This is a genomic window from Leptothoe sp. ISB3NOV94-8A (genome assembly GCF_043421595.1).
GTDB classification, from domain to species: domain Bacteria; phylum Cyanobacteriota; class Cyanobacteriia; order Phormidesmidales; family Phormidesmidaceae; genus Leptothoe; species Leptothoe turfae.
Genome location: NZ_JAXSQW010000001.1, coordinates 1,974,137 through 1,993,542 on the forward strand (window position 1 = coordinate 1,974,137; position 19,406 = coordinate 1,993,542).

General features: G+C 47.3%; 14 protein-coding genes. All 14 read right to left on the reverse strand.

Going from position 1 to position 19,406, the window contains the following annotated elements:
• The 14 genes from SPB21_RS08635 to SPB21_RS08700 all read right to left on the reverse strand — a co-directional run bounded on the left by SPB21_RS08635 (position 1) and on the right by SPB21_RS08700 (position 19,401).
• Positions 1 to 657: a polymer-forming cytoskeletal protein gene (locus SPB21_RS08635; RefSeq protein ID WP_163660245.1), complete on the reverse strand. Its 657-nt coding sequence runs from the start codon at positions 655 to 657 to the stop codon at positions 1 to 3.
• Positions 658 to 660: 3 nt separating this feature from the next.
• Positions 661 to 1,512, reverse strand: coding sequence for a phage baseplate assembly protein V (locus tag SPB21_RS08640; RefSeq protein ID WP_499866318.1), 852 nt, complete (start codon positions 1,510 to 1,512; stop codon positions 661 to 663).
• Positions 1,512 to 2,519 (reverse strand): hypothetical protein, encoded by a 1,008-nt coding sequence (locus SPB21_RS08645; protein ID WP_499866319.1) that lies wholly within the window; start codon positions 2,517 to 2,519, stop codon positions 1,512 to 1,514. Before SPB21_RS08645 ends, SPB21_RS08640 begins: the two co-directional genes overlap by 1 nt.
• Before the next feature lie 81 nt (positions 2,520 to 2,600).
• Positions 2,601 to 4,793: a hypothetical protein gene (locus SPB21_RS08650; protein ID WP_499866320.1), complete on the reverse strand. Its 2,193-nt coding sequence runs from the start codon at positions 4,791 to 4,793 to the stop codon at positions 2,601 to 2,603.
• A gap of 44 nt (positions 4,794 to 4,837) precedes the next feature.
• Entirely contained in the window at positions 4,838 to 6,031 is a 1,194-nt protein-coding gene (locus SPB21_RS08655) for a hypothetical protein (RefSeq protein ID WP_499866321.1), read from the reverse strand.
• A 545-nt stretch (positions 6,032 to 6,576) separates the two neighbouring features.
• Positions 6,577 to 7,083, reverse strand: coding sequence for a hypothetical protein (locus tag SPB21_RS08660; protein WP_499866322.1), 507 nt, complete (start codon positions 7,081 to 7,083; stop codon positions 6,577 to 6,579).
• Between the two features lie 259 nt (positions 7,084 to 7,342).
• On the reverse strand, positions 7,343 to 10,795 hold the full coding sequence (locus SPB21_RS08665) for a phage tail family protein (RefSeq protein WP_499866323.1): 3,453 nt from the start codon (positions 10,793 to 10,795) through the stop codon (positions 7,343 to 7,345).
• Between the two features lie 13 nt (positions 10,796 to 10,808).
• Positions 10,809 to 14,036, reverse strand: a complete 3,228-nt coding sequence (locus tag SPB21_RS08670) for an MSCRAMM family protein (protein ID WP_499866324.1) — start codon at positions 14,034 to 14,036, stop codon at positions 10,809 to 10,811.
• A 2-nt stretch (positions 14,037 to 14,038) separates the two neighbouring features.
• Complete coding sequence (locus SPB21_RS08675; RefSeq protein ID WP_499866325.1) at positions 14,039 to 15,580, reverse strand: hypothetical protein; 1,542 nt, start codon at positions 15,578 to 15,580, stop codon at positions 14,039 to 14,041.
• A complete protein-coding gene (locus SPB21_RS08680; protein ID WP_264315260.1) occupies positions 15,564 to 15,695 on the reverse strand; it encodes a hypothetical protein in 132 nt (43 codons plus the stop codon). Before SPB21_RS08680 ends, SPB21_RS08675 begins: the two co-directional genes overlap by 17 nt.
• Before the next feature lie 14 nt (positions 15,696 to 15,709).
• The gene (locus SPB21_RS08685; RefSeq protein WP_163700299.1) at positions 15,710 to 16,066 is read right to left on the reverse strand and encodes a hypothetical protein; all 357 of its coding nucleotides are present in this window, start codon (positions 16,064 to 16,066) and stop codon (positions 15,710 to 15,712) included.
• 1 nt (position 16,067) lies between these two features.
• On the reverse strand, positions 16,068 to 16,577 hold the full coding sequence (locus SPB21_RS08690) for a hypothetical protein (RefSeq protein ID WP_163660226.1): 510 nt from the start codon (positions 16,575 to 16,577) through the stop codon (positions 16,068 to 16,070).
• A 19-nt stretch (positions 16,578 to 16,596) separates the two neighbouring features.
• A complete protein-coding gene (locus tag SPB21_RS08695) occupies positions 16,597 to 17,994 on the reverse strand; it encodes a phage tail sheath C-terminal domain-containing protein (RefSeq protein WP_499866326.1) in 1,398 nt (465 codons plus the stop codon).
• 594 nt (positions 17,995 to 18,588) lie between these two features.
• Positions 18,589 to 19,401, reverse strand: a complete 813-nt coding sequence (locus SPB21_RS08700) for a CHAT domain-containing protein (protein WP_499866327.1) — start codon at positions 19,399 to 19,401, stop codon at positions 18,589 to 18,591.
• Between the last annotated feature and the right edge of the window lie 5 nt (positions 19,402 to 19,406).

Genomic DNA, 19,406 nt, shown 5'->3' on the forward strand with positions numbered 1-19,406 from the left:
TTATGCTTGACTTTTTACCTTTAAAACAATCTGATCGATGAGCGTCTGAGGTAGGTTCACCGTTGCCTTAGACAGGTCCAGACGACCTGTAACGGTAACATTGCCATTGACCGTAACATGACCATTGACGGTTAAATGGTTACCGACAGTTAAGTTCTTGTCTACCACTAGATTGTTGTTTGTGGTGACGTTGCCATTGATCGTGACCTGGTTTTGGGGCGGCACAGACAGGGCGATATTGCCATTCTCTGCAATTTCAATACGAGTTTTGTGGCGCTGTAGCACAATATGGTTAGGCCGCACGTCTAACGAGGTTTTAGCATCTGGCCGTAGCCGGATGCCATTTTGTTGATCAACCACTAACTGGTTGCCGTTATTGGTTTCTAGTCGAATGCCCTCATCCTGATGCAATGAGACTACGGCATGGCCTGATTTATCACCCTTATGGGGACACTGGCTGTCGGTGCCTTCGCACCAGTTTCCCTCTTGCTCATCTAGGGGCTTTTCCACCCGGCTGGGCATATCGTAAGGACAAATAAAAATCTTTAGGTAAAGCGGTTGTTCAAAATCAGGATTTTCCGTTGGCTTGGGGCCTTCGATCTGGCCGGTATTCACATCAAATTTATAATCGCTATTGGCCCCTTTAATGCGCACCATCCCTTATCCCACCTTTGTATTTCGTGCTTTTGCCTGAATCGAGTTAATCTTTTCTGTGGGGACCATAATCGGGCAGGGTGCGCCTAGATTACCCACATGTTGATGCATGCTAAGAATAATATCGTCATTGTCTGCCACTGCATTACCGGGCATGCGCCCGCCGAGTTGCACCGACCCGGTTGTCGCGTCTCCGACTTTGATCGAGCCCATGCTTTTGACGGTGACGCTACTGCTGGCAGCATCCAGGGTAATGCCACCTCCCTCAATGTTGAGTTTACAGGTGCCATTATCAATGGCAACATTGCCTCCAGACAGGGTAATGGTACATTGCTGGTTTTTGATCGTAATATTGTCGTCTTTAACGCTCACCTCACTCTTTTCATTTACGGCACTGAGTTCACCATCTTTGACAGTCACAACATTTTTTTCATCTTTACTGGTAAGGGTGACTGCGCCTTCTGTATCAATTTTGAGGCTGCCGCCTTCTTTTAAGCCATGCTGCAACAAAAATTCTTTTTCTTTATTAACAGGCGGCTGGTCGGGATCATTATAAAGGCGACCGATAATGACTGGAGCGTTAAGGTTGCCGCCGATAAAGGTGACTAGGACCATATCGCCCACGTTGGGGATATTCACCAGGCCTAGATGGGGTGTGGTAACGGGGACCTGGCGTAGTTCAAAGTCTTTGCCGTCAGGTTGCTTTTTATTTTTCAGTTTAATTGAGCACTGATAGTTTTCTTTGTCGCTGTCAGACTTGTGGGGGAAGATGGCGGTGACAATGCCCAGCTCGGTGGTGTAAATCTTGCGGGCCTCGTGGGCGGCTACCTTTTTCATGACGCCGACAATGGAATCCATCAGGTTTGCTCCCAATCAATGGTGGTATAAAAGCCTTTGCGGCGGTTGAGGTGATGGGCGACGCCGGTAATTTTGAAGGTGCCATTGTGTTGAGCTTGGGGCATCTTTTCAATTTTGATGGCGTCGCCAAGTTTGATGTTGGGGTCGCCCAGGACGCGTACCTGACCTCGTTGTTTTTGTTGTTTTTGGGCTAGCAAGGCCTGGGCGACTTTGTTGGCAACGGCCTGGGTGCGGGCGGTGGGGTCAGCGATGCGTAGTTTTGTGCCGGTTCCGCCTCCGGCGGTGCCTTTGACGTTTTTTTTGGTGAGCCAGCTATGGGCTTGGTCGCCCTGACCTTGGCTGGCGGGGCTTTCGCCGTAGACCTCGACGGCGGTGATGTTGGGGGCGGGTTGGGCTTGGTGATAGTTTAGGATGTTGTTACCGTAGGTGAGGGTGTGGGTGGTGGTGGGGTTGTATTTGGCGAAGACGAGTTTGTCGTCGGTATCGGCGTAGAGATCAAAGTTGCATTGGTGGGCGAGGTGGGCGAGGTGGGCGTAGGTGGATTGTTGGTCGCCGATGGTGTAGGTGGGGAAGGTAAGGCCGTTTTCGATTTTGGCGGTTTTGAGGTTGAGGCGACTTTGGGCGATATTTTTGACGATGTCACCAGCGGTGGGTTTCTCGTAGAGGAGGTTTAGGTGAGTGGTGGTGAGGGTGTGGAAGGTGCTGAGGGCTTCGATGGTGATGTGATCGATGCCGTAGTTGATGGTGTGGGCGGTGCCGGTGAAGATGGAGGTAGTGGTGTTGTTATAGCCGAGGGCGATAGCAATAGGGGCGTTGGGGGAGAAGGGGAGATCTGTGGAGAGACTGAGAGTAATACAGCAACTGTGGGTAGGGGTAATGAGGGCGGTGTAAGAGCTCAGTGAGAGGAGGTAGGGATGTTGGGTGGATAAGTAAGAGGTAGAGGCGAGGGTGATTTCACAAGCAATGGGTTGCATAGTTAATTTAAATAAAACGAGGCTAGGAATCACAATAAGGAACACAATCAGCTAAAGTCCCACAATGACGGTCTATAGCACTCATCTTTTATAAAAAAAACGATGTCTTATCAATTAATTATCAGAAAATAGACGTGATATTTTTAAATCACTATTATCTTCAATATATTGAATCAAATTCTTTTTCGACTTGCCTGGATTTTTACCTTTAAAGATGATAATAGATTTTTGTTTTTTCCCTTCAAATCTCATATTTTTGCTAACAACATTCTTTAAATACTCTACATATACCCAAGCACTATCAGCGTTTTGTGTGTTTGCCTGAGAAGCTTTTTTAGAAGAATGTAGATATTTCCTGAAAATCATCAATTCAGCACATATTATGAGATTTATAATGCCCATACATTCGGAATCTAAAGAATCAATATCTACTAGAACTTCGGGCTTCGTATCTGGCTGTTTGACAAACTTCTTGATGCTTCCAAATTTACTTTTTGGGGGAAGTACCTTAAGTTCTAAAAAATTTAATTGATCTTTTGTGGGTATACCTGTGACCAGCCGCATTAGCTCCTGACTAAGTCCCAAGGATATTACCTCGTTCTGCTGACAAAAATTGATCGCATTTTTTATGTGTGAATTAACCTCACCTTTGAAAAGGTTCTCTTTTACTTTTTTGAGTGCCTCTGTACTATTAAAAGTAAAAGTGGTCATATCTTGATTAGTAAAACTAATATTAGACATGTATTCAATTCGAGCTCGGAGAGCAACAACATCAAAGTTTATGGTGTATTCATATGTATTTTTAAGATCCTTAAATGAATTGAAACATAACTGAGATTTACTCAGGTCTTTAATATCCACGATAACATCTTTAAAACCTCGAACTATACAACTCTGAGCTGTTTTCTTAATAGCTTCTATCTCATCACGATTCCATATCTCCCAGATCAGATCAATATGACGATTGTTAAATAGGCGGACACAAAACTGACGTACGAACCAATTCTCACTGAAGTTTGACAACAAAAACTTTAACTTAGGAAATGGTATCGTGACAATACCCATTCCTGGAGCTGGCTTTTCTTCTGATATTTCACCCCCATCCTCAAAAAGATATTTCAAATATTGGTCTAAGCTATTCTTAAGATCAGGAAAGCGATCTCGGATTCTTTCATGCTGCTCGCCTGACCACATATAAATTGGGAAAAAGGCATCATTATCAATTACACCGACTTTGTATTCTCCTTTGTTTTTTGAATCTTCAATAAATATAAGGTTACCCAAATTTATAGGTGCTAATCGATCCCCATTACCTAGTAAACAATCAACCGCCAGAATGCGCCCCAATTGGTACATGGCCTGTTTACTTTTTAAAATATTTTTAATCTCATTAACTAAATTTATTGCTTCTTTGAGTTCTTTATTTGATTTTAATTGAGCAGTTATATTATCTAACTTTAGCTGCCTTACTTGCTTTACTACATAGGCCGGTTCACTATCTATTGTGACTATCCGAGTAAACACTTCATCATCGGTAAAAAGTTTGTCTGGGAAAGCGGGGTCTGTCCGAAACTTTTCAACATTTTTTGACCAATATTCTTTCCCCTTTGTTGTAGAAAACCATGACTTCATGTAGATTTTTTTAAGGCACCTCTGTAAGCCTTTGTCAAATCCACTTATGATTACGCCATCCATGCGTTTCATGACTATTATATAATTTGATGAATTTAAATTATTAAGCGACTGTTTATATCTTTCTTTTTCTTGATCTGTAAGGTTGTTGTTATTGTTAAGCTGATCTGTTATCTTATTGTTTATGTATGTTTTGAAGTAAATGGCGGAAGATAAAAAATCTATGGGGTTTATGCCCTTAGTAGTTAGCGTTGAGTTTTGTAGTGGTATTGCAAAACTTTCAGGTATTTTAACCTGAGCAAATTCTTTCAACATCCATTCAGCAAATAATATTTGTTGTGGTGCATTTGTAGGTTTAATAACATATACTCTCTGCAATTTTTTACTCGTTCTAACCGTTGTCTTTACAAAGAAGACTCCTTTCGAGCCATCACTAGATACAGTGACCTCTGCAAGCTTTTTATGCCATTGATTGTCTTTAAAGAATTCTTTGTATTTTACTTGTTCATATTTGGGTGAGTTCGAATCGATTGATTGTGCAGTTCCTGAGCTCGTCTGAACTTCCAAAGGTCCAAAACTTTGTTGAATCTCCCTTGGAATATGCACGATCCGTGCTTGTCTTTTCTTTTTTTTCTGTTCTTTCTGCCAACCTGTTGGAGGGGTACTTTCTGCCATTTGTCAATTCCTATAGTTTACTTGAGCTATCATTCAACTAAAGTTTAGAGTTTGATTTCCCAGGATTCATCTTCATCTTCAAACCACAATTCAAAACCTTCTGCCTCTGGAGAGATCGGATGAATTAAAATTCCATCCGGATCAGTTATTCCTTTCGTCGGTGCAAGAATGCCATCATCTAGGGTATAGCCCTTGTTAGCTTTCTCCTCAATCACCAACTGTAAACTGAGTAGTTCATCTGCACCAAAATAATCTTCCGTTTCAGATTCCTTCAACATTAGATCATCATTGTCAAAATCTTCTTCACCTCCTTCAATATTCTCTAGAACAATCTCAAATATTTCAGATTCATCCTCAAACTTCAAAGCAACAGAAAAAGCCTGCTGACAAACCGGATACACTAAAATCCCATCTTCATCCACCGTTCCCTCACTCGGCGGCATCATCCCATCATCCAACCGATACCCTACCCCCGCCTTCTCTTCAACAAGTAAACTCAACATGCCAAAGTCATCGTCATCATCAAAGTCCGGTGGTTCCGTATAAAAATACGTCCAAGCCACTAACGGATACCCCATCTTATCCGTCCCCGGCTTGCCATCATTCATCGTCAACCGCAGCTGATAAGGTCCCTTCTCCGGTGGCAAATACCCATTCGGAAAATCTGGCTGATAATTATCCACCACCAGATCATTCCAGGCAATACTCCCCACCCAAGGAATCTCCACCTCTTCTCCATCCTTAATCTTGCTGCCAGCCACTAACTCACCCCGTCGCAGGTAAGTGCTGAGCATTCCCTGATCCCACACCGTTTCCCAAATCGCTTCAGGATAGTCCGGTGCAAATAGCTCAAACTTAGCTTTATAAAACCGATCCATATTGCGCACCTTCCACGCAATCAACGGATTCTGCACCCGCGAGATAAAGCTAAAGGTTTCTGACACCTCGGCAAAATATTTGCCCTTTTTTGTCTTGTTCCCTTTGCCGTTGTTAAATGTTTCCGATACCTGATCACCCAAGATCAACGACAGCCTAGTCACGCCATGGAAAGGACTGCTGCTCACCGTCGGTGGGGCAATGCCATATCGCTGGGGCAACGGCTTTAGACTGAGCCGACGCGGGGGTTGCTTGGTCGGTTTGCGTGGCTTGTCCAGCCCTGACAACGGCGGAAACGGATAATCTGCCCCTGGTTTATCCAACGGCTGTTGTTTGATTAATTTGGTCGCTTCAACAGGCATTCGATATATTTCTCCCTGACAACCCTGCCGTGTACATACAAGTATTGGAATTTAGTGTTGGCGGTTGTATTACCCCCTCTAACTCCCCCTTACCAAGGGGGAGAACTGGAGTTTCCCCCCTTGGTAAGGCTACGGTGTACACACAACTGGAAGATGATTGGCATCGAGTATGATAAACAACGGTTCCCCTTGCCAAGGGGAACCAACGGAGGGGTCTTCGGTCGTTAGCGCTAGTTATCCAGCCCCCTCCCTGACGGTTCCCCTTCGTAAGGGGAACCCCTGGTAGGCCATATTGAAACCTAGGATTTTTAAGGGTTTTAGCCATTCTCTCTGACTTATGTATACACCGTAGCTTGGTAAGGGGGAATTAAGGGAGGTAAGGCAGGATTCTGAACTCCCTGCCGAGATGTTTGTACACCGTAGCCCTGACAACTCCATATAAATCATGACTAAATTTGAACCTTTGAATGTAGAGATTTTCCATGGAGCGTCTCTACGATATTTTAGAAATTCCTCCCAATATTTTAGAAATTTATTAATGGTTTCTACGCCATCTCCTCAGGATCACCTGCCCCGAGGGGAAACTCCCAACTAACGGGTTTTGTAGCATCGTCCTCACTGGGCCATAGGGTCAAATTGGCCTGTGTAGCCGTTGGCGATACGGCCTGACTCATATAGCCATTAACATCTGTAGTACCCGTGTAGGTTTCACCACTGACCTCTAGCTCATAACGCTTATTGGCATAGGGTTCATCATTCTCATCAGTAAACGCATAAGAGAAATAGGCCTTGAGTGTCTTTACTTGAAATACATACTGACGATTACGGGGATCATCTGGCCCAAAGGCTTCAATTTGTACCTGTTTGACCCGTTTTTCAGGAATAAAAATCTTGTCATCTACAAACAACTCACCATCCGGTCGCTGCCGCCGTAAATTGTTATTCTCAGGATGATAGAAAATAGTATCTGTCGAACGAAACCCCGCTGTATGGGCAATGCCCGTTAGCGTATCGCCTAACTTAACAACATAAACCTCACCTGAACTCTCCATAGATAGCTACCTTTTAGGCCGTAAACTTAATTAATTTCCTAGAAAGAGAGACACAATACCAAATCCGAATTCATTAAGCCCAATTAAAAATGGACAATCCTGTAGGGGCACTCCCTTGTGGATGCCCTTCGATGCCGGACTTAAAAGTCATCTTTGCTTACAATATATTCTACGTGAAAAAACACTTTTAAAATGTTTCAATTTGTGCAGTCTTTTCGGGTGGCATTGGTATCTCCTTTTACGTTTTTATAATTCTTTTTTACAAAGGCATGGCGGCTAACAAACCATTAAAGCTAACCCCCAGCTTGTCTACACCGGTCTCAATCTCTTCACTCAGGGCATATAGTTTTTCAAGCAGTGCATCAAACAAGGTTTCAATGCCTAACTCATCCTTGAGCTGAATAATCTTTTGATATTGCTCATTTAAGGGTTTAGCAATTAGCTCAACCGGGTGAAATAGAGTTAGCTTACCTAGCAAAACTTCGCGAACTAGGGTTGTCAGGCTCAAAATAGGGACGGTTTGCTTTAAATCTGCCGTTATTAGCTCTTTGGGTAGATTGTCTGCTTGATTCACCTGCCAGCTCACGTCTTTGGGGATAATCACGTCACCCGCTCGGCCCAAGACCAAAGACTGTACTGGCATCTCCAAAGCGGCGACACCAGGATCAAAGACTTTGTCCTCTAAAGTCTCAAACCAGATATCCCCCATGGGCGTGGTTGCAACAAGAGGGGTACCGCTGGGGATCGCAATGGCATTTGCTGCTGGCGAGGCTAATGTGACAGTGATACTACCTCGGGCGGTTGCTAATAACTGGGCGGTTGCCAACCGTTCTAAACTGCGACGGACTTTGTTGTATAACTTTTGTAAGGGGGCAATTAAAGCGGTTTCTGGATTCAGTGCCGCCAGGGGCTTGACCACTTCTGCTTTTACTCGCTGTAACGGTTCTGCTAAAAAGTCGAGATTAAACGCTTGCACTTTATCCTTAATGCCAACCATGGCCTGGCCAATGCGGGCTAATCCGTCAGGTATTTGGTTAAAGACCGCCAGGTGCTCCTGTAGCCCCAAAATAGACTGAATCGCGCTGCTGATGTGGGCAAGGGGCTGCTCAAGCTGTTGGGTAATGGCGTCAATGGGGCCAGCCACCAGACCGTCTATTGCCTGGTTTAGATAAGTTTTAAGGCCAGCTACCCCATTGTTCACCAGGTTGTCGATGGCTGACAGCCCCTGATCGAGACGCTGGGTGAGGCGCAGCCAGAGACGTTCGAGGGTATCTAAAATGCTGATGAGTTTTTGGTTAAACTGGTCAATTAAACTGGTGGGAATGGCCAGCAGGGTGACGGGGTTGAAGGTTTGTATCTGGGCTTGTAACTGTTCATAGCGTGCTTGCAACTCTGATGGGATCTGGTTTGCCCCGTTTAGTCTCCGGGTTTGTTGTTGCCAGCCCTGGGCTAGCTGGGTGATCTCAGCCAGATAAGTTTTTTCATAATCAGCCACGGTCTGAATCACTGTTTTAACTTGTTCTAACAAGACCGGTTCGCGGATTTGCGTCATGATTGTGGTGGCTGCTGTGCGCAGAGGGCTGAGCATCGGGTCCAGAGCGGAGAGATCCAGGCCATCAACAAGTCCGTGCAGGCTGTTTACAACAGTCTCTAAGAAGGGTGTAATCCCGCCGTCTAAAATTGTTTGTACGGGTTGCCAAAAGGGCTGATCTTGCAGACGGAAGCCACTGATCGTATCGGTGACCTGGCGCACTGAGCCCACCACCTGATCCACCAATGTCTCCAGGCCCAGTTTGTCTAGCTGTTGGGTGACGGTGTGCAATAGGTCATTGATGGGGGTGAGTAACTGACGCGGGGAGAGCGATCGCACAAATCCCATCAGCTGCTGATAGATATCCACCAGCGGTGCCAGCAAGGTTTTGGGGCTGGCAACAGCATCTACTTTGGCCAGTAAGTCGGCTTGAAACTGACTGATCGGCTGCATCAGCTCCACCAGTTTATCGGGGTCAACCAGGGCTTCCACCTGGGCAACCATGGCTTCAAAGGGAGGGGTTAGCAGCTCACCCACCAGGGTGCCGGGTTCAAATCGATTGATAATATCCACCACCTGATCGAGCTGGGCCTTGACCGGTTCGATCACTCCACCCAAAATCGGTTCTGCTATCTGGGTCCGATAACCTTCTTTTAGAATGTCGGTGGCCTGGGAGGGTGGGTCAATGGCATTGCGCACCAGGTCTAAGGCGGCGGATAGGGCCGTGCGCAACATCTGGTTCAGCTCGGCCACATTGATCGAGGCCAGGGTGGTTTTAACGGTGTCCACCTGGTTAAGGACATCGTCAAAGATGGGCTGTAGGCTAACCTCATCTAGTTGTTGCACCACCTGGTCAATGCCCTGCTTAGCCTGCTCTAAAATACTCCGAACCTGGGGATGATCTAAAAGAGCGGTCATTTGGGCAATCAGGGCCTGGAACTGACTGACGAGGGTCTTAAAGTCAAAGGCTGCAACTTTATCGATCAGCCCTTTGACTAATCCATACACTTGCCCAATGGCCACATTGACCTGGTTGATCACACCGCTCACTTGGTCGGTGATGTCGTTAAACATGGCTTTGGCTTGATTGATCAGGCCAGTAAGGTCAAACCCTTGGATAAAGTCAACAATCTGCTGGATCAAGTTGGTCACCAGGGCACTGGCTTTGACCAGGGCCTGCTCGGCGGTTGCGATCGCACTCTCAATGGTGCCCACCACGGTTTCAATCCCCGCTGTGATTTGGCCAACGCCCTGGCTAACCAGGTTTTCTAGGGTTGCGATCGCCGGTTGCAACTGGTCCAGTATGCGGCTGAGATCAAATTGTTGAAGCGTGCCCAGGGCACTGGGGGGGAGCAAATTAAGTTGGGCTCCCAGCACCTGTGGATCGAGCCCGGTCATCACCGTATCCAGCTTCTCCATGGCCTGGTTTGAGAGATTGGCAAGTGTCCCTTCAAACTGCTCCACGTGATCAAATGCGGTCTGGGTTTTGGCCTCTAAACGAGTGATTTGATGGGTCAGCTGGTGCGCCTGTTGCTCCAGGTGAGTCAGATGATCGTCGGTTAGCTGATGGTCCAAAGGCAGGGCCACCAGGTCATTCATCCAGGTTTGAAAACCTTCAGTGGCGCTTTCTTCAGTCAATCCAGTCAGTAACCTACTAAGCGTCTCAACCTGCCCCCCATAGGGACCGATCACATCGCTTAGCTGGGTGAGGGCAGTCTCGCCCAGCGATGAAACTGACAACAATTCGCTTAGATAGTTGGCATCAACCGTTTGTTCACTCAGCTGACTCAATGCCGGAAAAACAGTCTCCGTCAGCGCTTCCAGCATGGTTTGAAATTCACCCAACACTGGCGCTGCCCCCATAAATGAGGTGGTCAGAGGAGCCATTAACGTCTCAATTTCCAGCGAGCCATCGGCTAACCCCTGGAGCTCACCTAGCAGCCCACTGAGCAAGTCATCTGGGTTAGACGGCAGGGTTTGGGCTAAATCTGTAAAGCGATCAACAGCCCCCGTCAGGGCGTCTAGTTTCGGAATTGTCACCGTATCCCCAATAGAAAACTGAGGTAAAGAAATGCCCTGGGTCAGTCCGGTAAACTGCTCAACTAAACCGCCACTGTCTGGTTTCTGAAACTTTTGTAGGATGGCCAAAAACCCCTTCTGTTCCGAAGTACTTTGTTCCATAATGGTTCTCTCCTTACTCCTCTAACCATTGCCAATCATCCTGGTCTAACTCTGGGAATGAGAGGGTATAAACAGTTCCCGCCAGTCCTTCAACCCTGAGTCTTCCTTGGTCATCTAAAACACCTGTCTGCACCTGTTCATCGTCCTGATATAGCTCATAGCGCAGCCCGGTCAAAGGCCTGTTATCGTCATCCAACACTGTTAGGGCAAGCCATTTGTTTCCAGAGGGTGCTGTGGCCCCATCGTCTACAGGAGATTCCCTGGGTAAGTCTCTTGTCAGCTCCTGGGGCTCATCCTCATCTAGGGTGGGAGCCAGCTGCCAGTCTCCCTGGTCTAACTCTGGGAAGGTAATCTCATAGGCCCCTGGCAATAGTTGGTCAAGATGAATGTTCCCTTGGTCATCTAAGGTGCCTGTACGTACGGTCTCGCCCGCCTGGCTAAGTACATAGGACTCATTGGCCATGGGCTGACCTGCATCATCCACCAGGGTAATAGTTACCTGGGCAGTGGCCTGTACAGGAGAATCTACAAAGGATTCAGGGGTAGAAGATGGGGGCTCGCCTGGCGTGTCCTCAGGGCGACTCTCGGTAGACCACTGGGTAGGAGTCTGTGGAAGAGGGGGGCGATCCTCTGGTGTTTCGGGTTGTTGTGTTTCTGTTTCACTGGTTTGCAATTCCCAATCTGCGGCATCCAGGTTCGGGAAACTTAGTCCATAGGTGCCGATGGGCAATTGTTCAAGGGTCGCGTCTCCTTGGGGGCTTAACTGCCCCGTTTGCACAGTGCCATCCGGCCAGGTGAGTTCATAGGTCTCATTAGCCATGGGCTGACCCGCATCATCCACCAAACTCAGGGTAATGCTGCCGATGTTAGGTGGTGCTGATGTATCTGGAGAGTCTGTGGGAATGTCCCGGGATATGTCGGTGGGGTCAGTCGCTGGAGGGACTGGCGTTTCTGTAGGGGTCTCTATGGAGGAGGGAGTCCCTGACGTTAGCTGCCAATCGTCTGCATCTAACTCAGGGAAACTAATCTCATAAGCTCCGACCAACAGATCGTCAAGACGGATTCGCCCTTGGGCATCTAACGTGCCTTCGCGTACAGTCTCACCTGACTGACTGAGCACATATCGTGCATTGGCCATGGGCTGACCCGCATCATCCACCAGGACAATGTTCACCAGAGCATGAGAGCCAACGGCATCAGGGCTTTCAGATGAATCTCTATCCACCGGACGTTCGGCAGGCGATTCTGGGGAGCCATCATCAATGGGAGCATCATCAACGGGCAGCCCAGGGTGTGGATCAATCGCTTCACTGGGCAGCAATTCCCAATCAGCCGCATCCAGATTCGGTAAACTTAGCCCATAGGTGCCGATGGATAATTGTTCAAGGGTCACGTCTCCTTGGGAGTTTAACTGGCCCGTTTGCACAGTGCCATCCGGACTGGTGAGTTCATAGGTCTCATCAGCCAGTGGCTGACCCACATCGTCTAACAAACTCAGGGTAATGCTGGCGATGTCAGAAGGCGTTGCTACATCTGGAGAGTCTGTGGGAATATCCCTGGATGTGTCTGCGGGAGGGGCAACGGGTGTATCTTCTGTGGGATTGGGAGTCCCTGACGTTAGCTGCCAATCGTCTGCATCTAATTCAGGGAAACTAATCTCATAAGCTCCGACTAACAGATCGTCAAGACGGATTCGCCCTTGGGCATCTAACGTGCCTTCGCGTACAGTCTCGCCCACCTGGCTCAAGACATATTGTAAATTGGCTAATGGCTGACCCACATCATCCACCAGAATGATACTTATCTGAGCATTGGATTCAGATGACTCTACAGGTGATCCATCAGCGGGACTCTCAGGTGACTGTTCACTGGCTTCGCTGATTAACAGTTCCCAATCTGCTGCATCTAACTCGGGGAAACTCAGGCTATAGGTTTCTGTTAACCGTGCTTCGATCTGGGCGCGCCCCTGGTCGTCTAATTGACCCGATTGACGGGTGCCATCGGGCAAGAGAAGTTCATATGCTGTATTTGCGATCGCATTACCAGCCTCATCCAACAATAACAGACCTATCTGAGCAGTCTCTACGGGTGGCAAATCACCAGGCTGGGTCAGGGCCTTAAGCTGTTCTGGGTCAACCCCAGCCGATGTCAGATCCTCCATTGAGACCCCGGCAGCCAGCAATACATCTGCCCCCACCCCAGCGGTGAGTAGCTCGTCTAGGGCAACACCCGCTTGCAACAGATCGCTAACTGGCACGCCTGCGGTCAGCAGGTCTTCCACCGTAGCGTCCGCATTCAGCAGTGCTTCAACCGATAGCCCAGCAGCCAATAAATCTTCCACCGAGCCACCCGCTTTGAGCACTTGCTCAGCCGATAGCCCAGCCCCCAACAGGGCGTCAACGGTTACGCCTGCCTGTAATAGGGTCTCAGCGGTTACCCCGGCTTGCAACAGCGCCTTGGCTGACACCCCAGCGGCCAGTAAATCGCTAATTGCTACCCCGGCTTCTAATAGCTCGTTGACCGAAATACCGGACTGTAATAGACGTTCAATGGGCACCCCTGACTCAATCAATGTCTGGAGTGACGGTTTAGGCTGCCAACTTAACGTGAGCTCAGGCGGTTCAGGTATTTCTTGTGCTGGGGGCTGAACGGGTTCGATTTTGAGGTCCAACAGGCCCCTTAAGCCATCAGCAACAGCTGGCAGCTCTTCTGTGGCGATGGTGATTTGATTGAGGGCTCCTTGCAGCGGCTCAGCGGGGTTGGTCAGGGCAGGCAAGCTGCCCATACTCAGCGCCTCCGGTAGGGTGGCGACATCCAACAAGAGCTGCGCCTGGGACTGGATTGCCTGATCGACCGCAGCTGCGTCAGCAATGGTGGATGGCTTTGGGGGCACATACTCGGCAATGGTGAGCCGATAGCTGAATTGCTCAGGAGCCTGGGCGGCTTGCAACACATCAAATTGCTCCAGGACCACCTGGCTAAAATAGGCCCTACCAACAATGTCAGCCAGAAAGTCAACGGGCTCCCGTTGTTTATACGCTTTTCGAAGGGTCTCCAAATCCTCTTCGGCAGACGTGCCATAAAAGATCCCTTCAATCTGCAATCGAACGGAATTACGCCCCAGATTTTGGGTGATATTCCCTTCTAGGCCCGGCACCTGATGATGAACTAGGGCAGCCCGCTCCAGAGTATCCACTTTGTGGACCCGATCTAACTGGATTTTGGCCAGTTCAATCGGCATAGCTAGTCTCCATAAAATCGATGGTATTCACGGGAGATTTCTGCAGAAATGGCCGCCATGACCTCCTCTAAATCCAGGGGCTCAAGAGGCAAAATATCTGTCGATGGTACTGACGATGCAGAGGACATGGTTGAGAAATCGGCTGGCCAATCTACCGGAGACTCTATCGATTGGGTAGCGTGTATGTCCGTTGGGGAAATGTCTGTCGAGTGTTGCGGTTGAAGAGGACTGGTTGGTGTGATTGGCCTTGGCTCGGAAGAGTTTATCGCTGGAATCGTGCCCCTTGGAAACTGTGTTGATTGCTGATGCCCTAATGGTTCTGGCCACTGCGAGGACAGAGTCTCACGTTCACGTTCAGAAGTTGAGTCAACAGACGCTGTAGACGTTTGCTGATTAACTTTTGAACCGTTAGACGGAATTTTAAGATGTGGCCTCACATAAGAATCGTCAGACTGATCAACCTGTGGAGACTCAATAGACGAATGATCTAGCCAATTGGCAAACGCCGATAGATCCTTGATGGGTGCTTGGGTGAACACTGTAGAGACAGGCTGCTCTGAGTTCAGCGGTTGGGCATCAACAGTATTGGCAGTATTGGCCTGAGTCTGAATACTTGGGGGCATGGAATGAGACTCATTAACCGTTGGTAAGGTGTAAATCTGATCTTTTATAACTTGATTATTTACAGTTGAAGAGAGAGTGGCCAAAGGTTGGGACTGAGTCGATTCAAAAGGCTTCTTTGTTGACGGGGAAGTTGATTGGTTTGGCAAATTTTCCAGAATGCTGATTTGAGCATCCTGTTGCTGGTTTGGCACTCGTTGTTCAGCTGCACCAACGGCACCAACATTCAACGTTTCTGTCGGCCTAAGTTGAGTTGAGTGAGTTGAGTGAGTTGAGGTAATCCGTTTGGAAAACGTTTTATCCAAGCTTGCTTGAGATATATTTTTGTGATCAAACCTCGTGACTGGCAGACTACCAGTTTGCTCACCTTTTTCATTTTTGAGTGGTATGAAGACTTGATTAGCCCGTTCTCTAGCGATTGGGTGGCTGAATTCTGGTTGTGTTTTTGATAGCCCCGAACAAGACGCTGGATTGACACCATCACTGGACTGAGGCAAAACAGGATATGAATATTGTCGTGACTTATAGTCAGTTGATTTTGAGGGAGCAGATATATCACTCATCATAGGCGGACTTCTATCGACAGTCGCCCGACTTTGGATATCGCTATTTGGTTTCAATTCATGTGGCCAAGTAACGGCACTAGAGACATCGGAGTACCGAAAACCAACATCTTGCTGTCCATTAATAGGGTTGCCCTGAACTGAAAAAAATGGAGCCGTTAACCACGCTTCAAGCTGAGTCAGCTCTTCACAGATTTGTAATACCTCCTGAATATCTTGTTCCAGATGATGAAAACTACTCAAATCCTCATCCCCTAACCCGTGGGAACACCAGGTATCTAATGACCAGGGCCAAAGCGATTGATACTTCTGTCGTAACGCATTACCCAGCGTCGTTAAATGGTCAGAGGGATCTTTCATGCTCAGCCTCTTCGTCTAAAAGTTGAAGATAAAGGGAAATTTGTCCCATGGTCATCACCTGCAACTGTTGGGGAGTCCAGCCAAAGGCACGGGCTAATCGATAGCTTGATCGCACTAGCGATGATTGTGTTAAGGCAGAGGCATTTTTTTTTCTCCGAGTCCGCTAATGTGACGAATTTGGGCAATCAAAAAATTAACCAATCCCAAATGCATTCCCTTAACCTGTTCTAAAGAGAGTGTTGGTTGAGCCAAAGACTCTTTAATCATCAACAATGGAATCAGCCCCGCATCATTACGAGCGGCTTTCATAATCAGCTGAAACGTACCAACTGTCAGCGGTCGTAACTGAACCGTGAGTGATGAATCATTGACCTCAACCTTTTGGGATTGTCCCTGGGGATGCAAGATACTCTTGGGAATGACGACATCAAAAGTCAGTGCCGCCCCTGCCAGTAATTCATCAGGTGTTATTTCAACCAAGGCCACCCTAACCTCCTACCTCTTCAGCACTAATGCGCAACGCCTTAAACGTTGCGGACTCCATCACAAAATCATCCTCAGGTAAGCTAAAACTCCAACTCTCAAACTTGACTCCAAATACCGTTAAGGTATTGGTATTATCTGGAATCGCCGGATTACTGAGATTAATCACAATATTGAAAGAAGGTTGCGCAATGGTGCCCGTTGGCGGTGGACTGGTTGCCCCATCCCCCAGCAACAGACGAATCAAAGCACCATTAATATGAGCCCGTTCGACCACACCAGACACATTAATATTCCCTGGACGCAATTCTGTTGCGAATCGCTTACCTAGCTCATGGTATGGACGTAGCTCATTTTCAACCCGCACCTGTACATTTTGCAAACGACCAACCACATTAGAAAACTCATAATTCTCAATCAGGCTTTCCGCGAACTGACCTTCTACAGACTCAACATCATCGACGGCTAAAACCAGCGATGCATCAGAGCCTCGAAAAACATTTGCATTTGGCATAATGAAACATCTCCTTTAATTAGCTGAGATACATCGTTACTTTGACAAAATCGATACTAAACGTAGGCATTAATGTCATCGTCACCATGGTTTCTCCGGCAATTTCCTGAGCACGGGTCGCAGAGACGTCTAGCTGATAACTAACTAAGGCCTCGTTATCCACCATACGTGTCAAAAACCCATCCAGCGTTGCCTTCATTGCACTGCGCACACGGGTATTGTTCAGCTTACCAATGTAGGGATCACAGCTAGAACGCACACCATAGATGGCATAGTCCACAATGCGCCGAGTAGTAATTTGTCGCCAGGCACCATTATGGGTCGTAATGCCTTTCACAATTCGGAAGCCATTACGTTTCTCTACGGTCAGCATTCGGTTTTGAACACATTTTTCTAGCTCACCACTGTTAAACTCTGTTGTGAGTCCTTCCAATACCAATGTTTTGTTGGTAGGACTGGTTTGTACTGGCAGTGAAGAAATCACACCCGCAACGGCTGCCGCTAAATAACCACCAGACAAGTTTGTTTTTATGTCAGCAGTTTTAGTGACAATGCCTGGCGTCACCAAGATCAACCGATCATCCGCAGGTATATCATTGGCTGGTGGTATAGCTTCCTCTAAACTCGTTCCGATCACCCCAATACGTTCACGTTTGATATTAGCTGTTGTTTTGAGATGTGTTTGCAGCGCCTCTAGCATTTTGGCTTGTTTAATATCCTGCCCTGCTAGCACCACTATATTTACAATTTCCTTTTCTAAGGCTGCTAATCCGGCTGGATAATCAATATCTTGACCACCTTCAAATTTGCCATCTGTTCCATCAACCTTAGGTGGGAGGGTATCTTTCAGGGCCTCATTTAAATCAACTGCACTGATCAGACTGTCAGCCTGATCATTTACTTGTGTTGCCAGATCCTGGAAGCTTGTAACAGTGTAAGATTCTGTCTCTTTTGTCTTATTGCCTTCAAAAAGCTTGACTGTAACTTTATCTGTGGAGGGTGATCCACCGGTGTCACTATTTTCTAAGTCTTTCGACGCTTCACTAACCTTGATTTTTAGATTATCTGCATCTCCTGACGTCCGTGCTTGCAATGTTAATACGGGCGTCGTTTCTTGATCTCCCTGATCTGTCTTAAAGGTGTATTGGCTCCTCTGACCTGTGCGAACGGCATAGACAGTTCGACCACCATTTTTATAGATGAGTGCCAGCGCCGTCATCAGCGTAGCATTACTGGGATCGCCCTCACCAAATTCTTCCTTGGCTTCAGCCAGACTACTAATCAAAACTGGCTGGTTGACAGGCCCTTTTGAGGCTGTTCCTACAATACCAATATTACCTGTAGAGATTCTCCCAGCACTAATCAGCCCCTCAGCACGTACTTCAATGTAAGTCCCTGGCAAAATCATTTCTGACATAGTTTCCTCTCCTGGAGGCGCGATCTTCAAAATCTGAATCTACGCAGTTCAAAAATTCAGCAATCTTGACCATTCTGAATTACTCAAACAGTAACTTAATAGAACAAGAAGAGTGCTCTAAATATCCCAATCTATCTAGCGTTGTTAAGCGATAGAATCTTTTGGAGCTACTAATTTGAGCTATTACCGTGATATACAACCTTTTTGTAACTCTTGATTTCTTCAAGAGCCACCGGAAATCTAGATTCACATAAAATGATTGAAAGCCTAATGCCTTCGTCGAAAGTTGTACATACTGCTCCTATTAGTGATGATTAGTAATGAATTAACTAGGCAGCTAAAAAAAATAATCTCTCATGTAAGCTAATCTTGTGATTTTCATGCGCATAATCACTTACATCTAACTATAAATTTATACTTTAAGTGATGGATTCAAGGACGAAACCGCATCCAAAAATTCAAAGTAGTATATATTTCTTTATTCTGTGTATTACTTCGTATTCTCCTGGCTTACCAACAGCGAGATCTCTCCTACCGGTACCGCCATTATGTTAATCTCTGGAAATTCAGGTTGGGTAAGTTCACCTGGAGGAATTACAACCCATTGCCAATGAGGATGAAGGGTGCCCAGTGATAGGGATGTTGGAATCCATTAGTAGCCAGGGGGTTACCATCACGAGATTCAACTGAGATCGTGGCGCGGGTGGCTGCAAGGCGAGTTTCGGTATCTTCGTCGTAGAGGAGACTTAGTTGGGCCTGGCGCAGTGCCTCAGCTTTAGTAAGTTCGCCAGAGGCAAGAAACTCGTAGAAGCGTTGCATCAACAGGCTAGTGCTGGTATCGTTAACAGCCCAAAGTGAGGCAATTACGGTTTCTGCACGGTTAGCTGCCAGAAAGTAGGAACTGATCCCGGCGATTTCGGTACCGTCACCGGCGGTCCCTCCCAGGGCAGTTTTACAGGCAGAGAGCACAACTAAATGCAAATCCCTTAGGCTTTCTTGCATCACTTCGATGTCTTGGATCTTCATGCGATCGCCATTCCCCAAAACAATAAACGAATCTTCGGGTCGACTGGGGGCAAACTCTGCGTGGGTGGCAATGTGTAGAATTTGCCGGAATTCAACATTGGCTTGCAGGGCCTTTAGGGTAAAGTCATCATCAAGAAAGACCTGGCCTGGATAAATACCCCTCGGGTCAGCATCATCGCTGCGAATGATGGCGTCCAGTTCCTGCGCAACCGCCGGGAGCGGATTAAATCCTGAGACAGCTTGAGTTAACCCCAATCCCAAAGCGACTGATTCATCAATCCCTGCCAGGGTAGCTTCGGTATCTGTAATCGCAGGGGCAATGACCGTGGAGATCGTGTAGCGCTCGAGCAAATACTGTTCGCCATCGTACAAGGCGGCCATGGGAA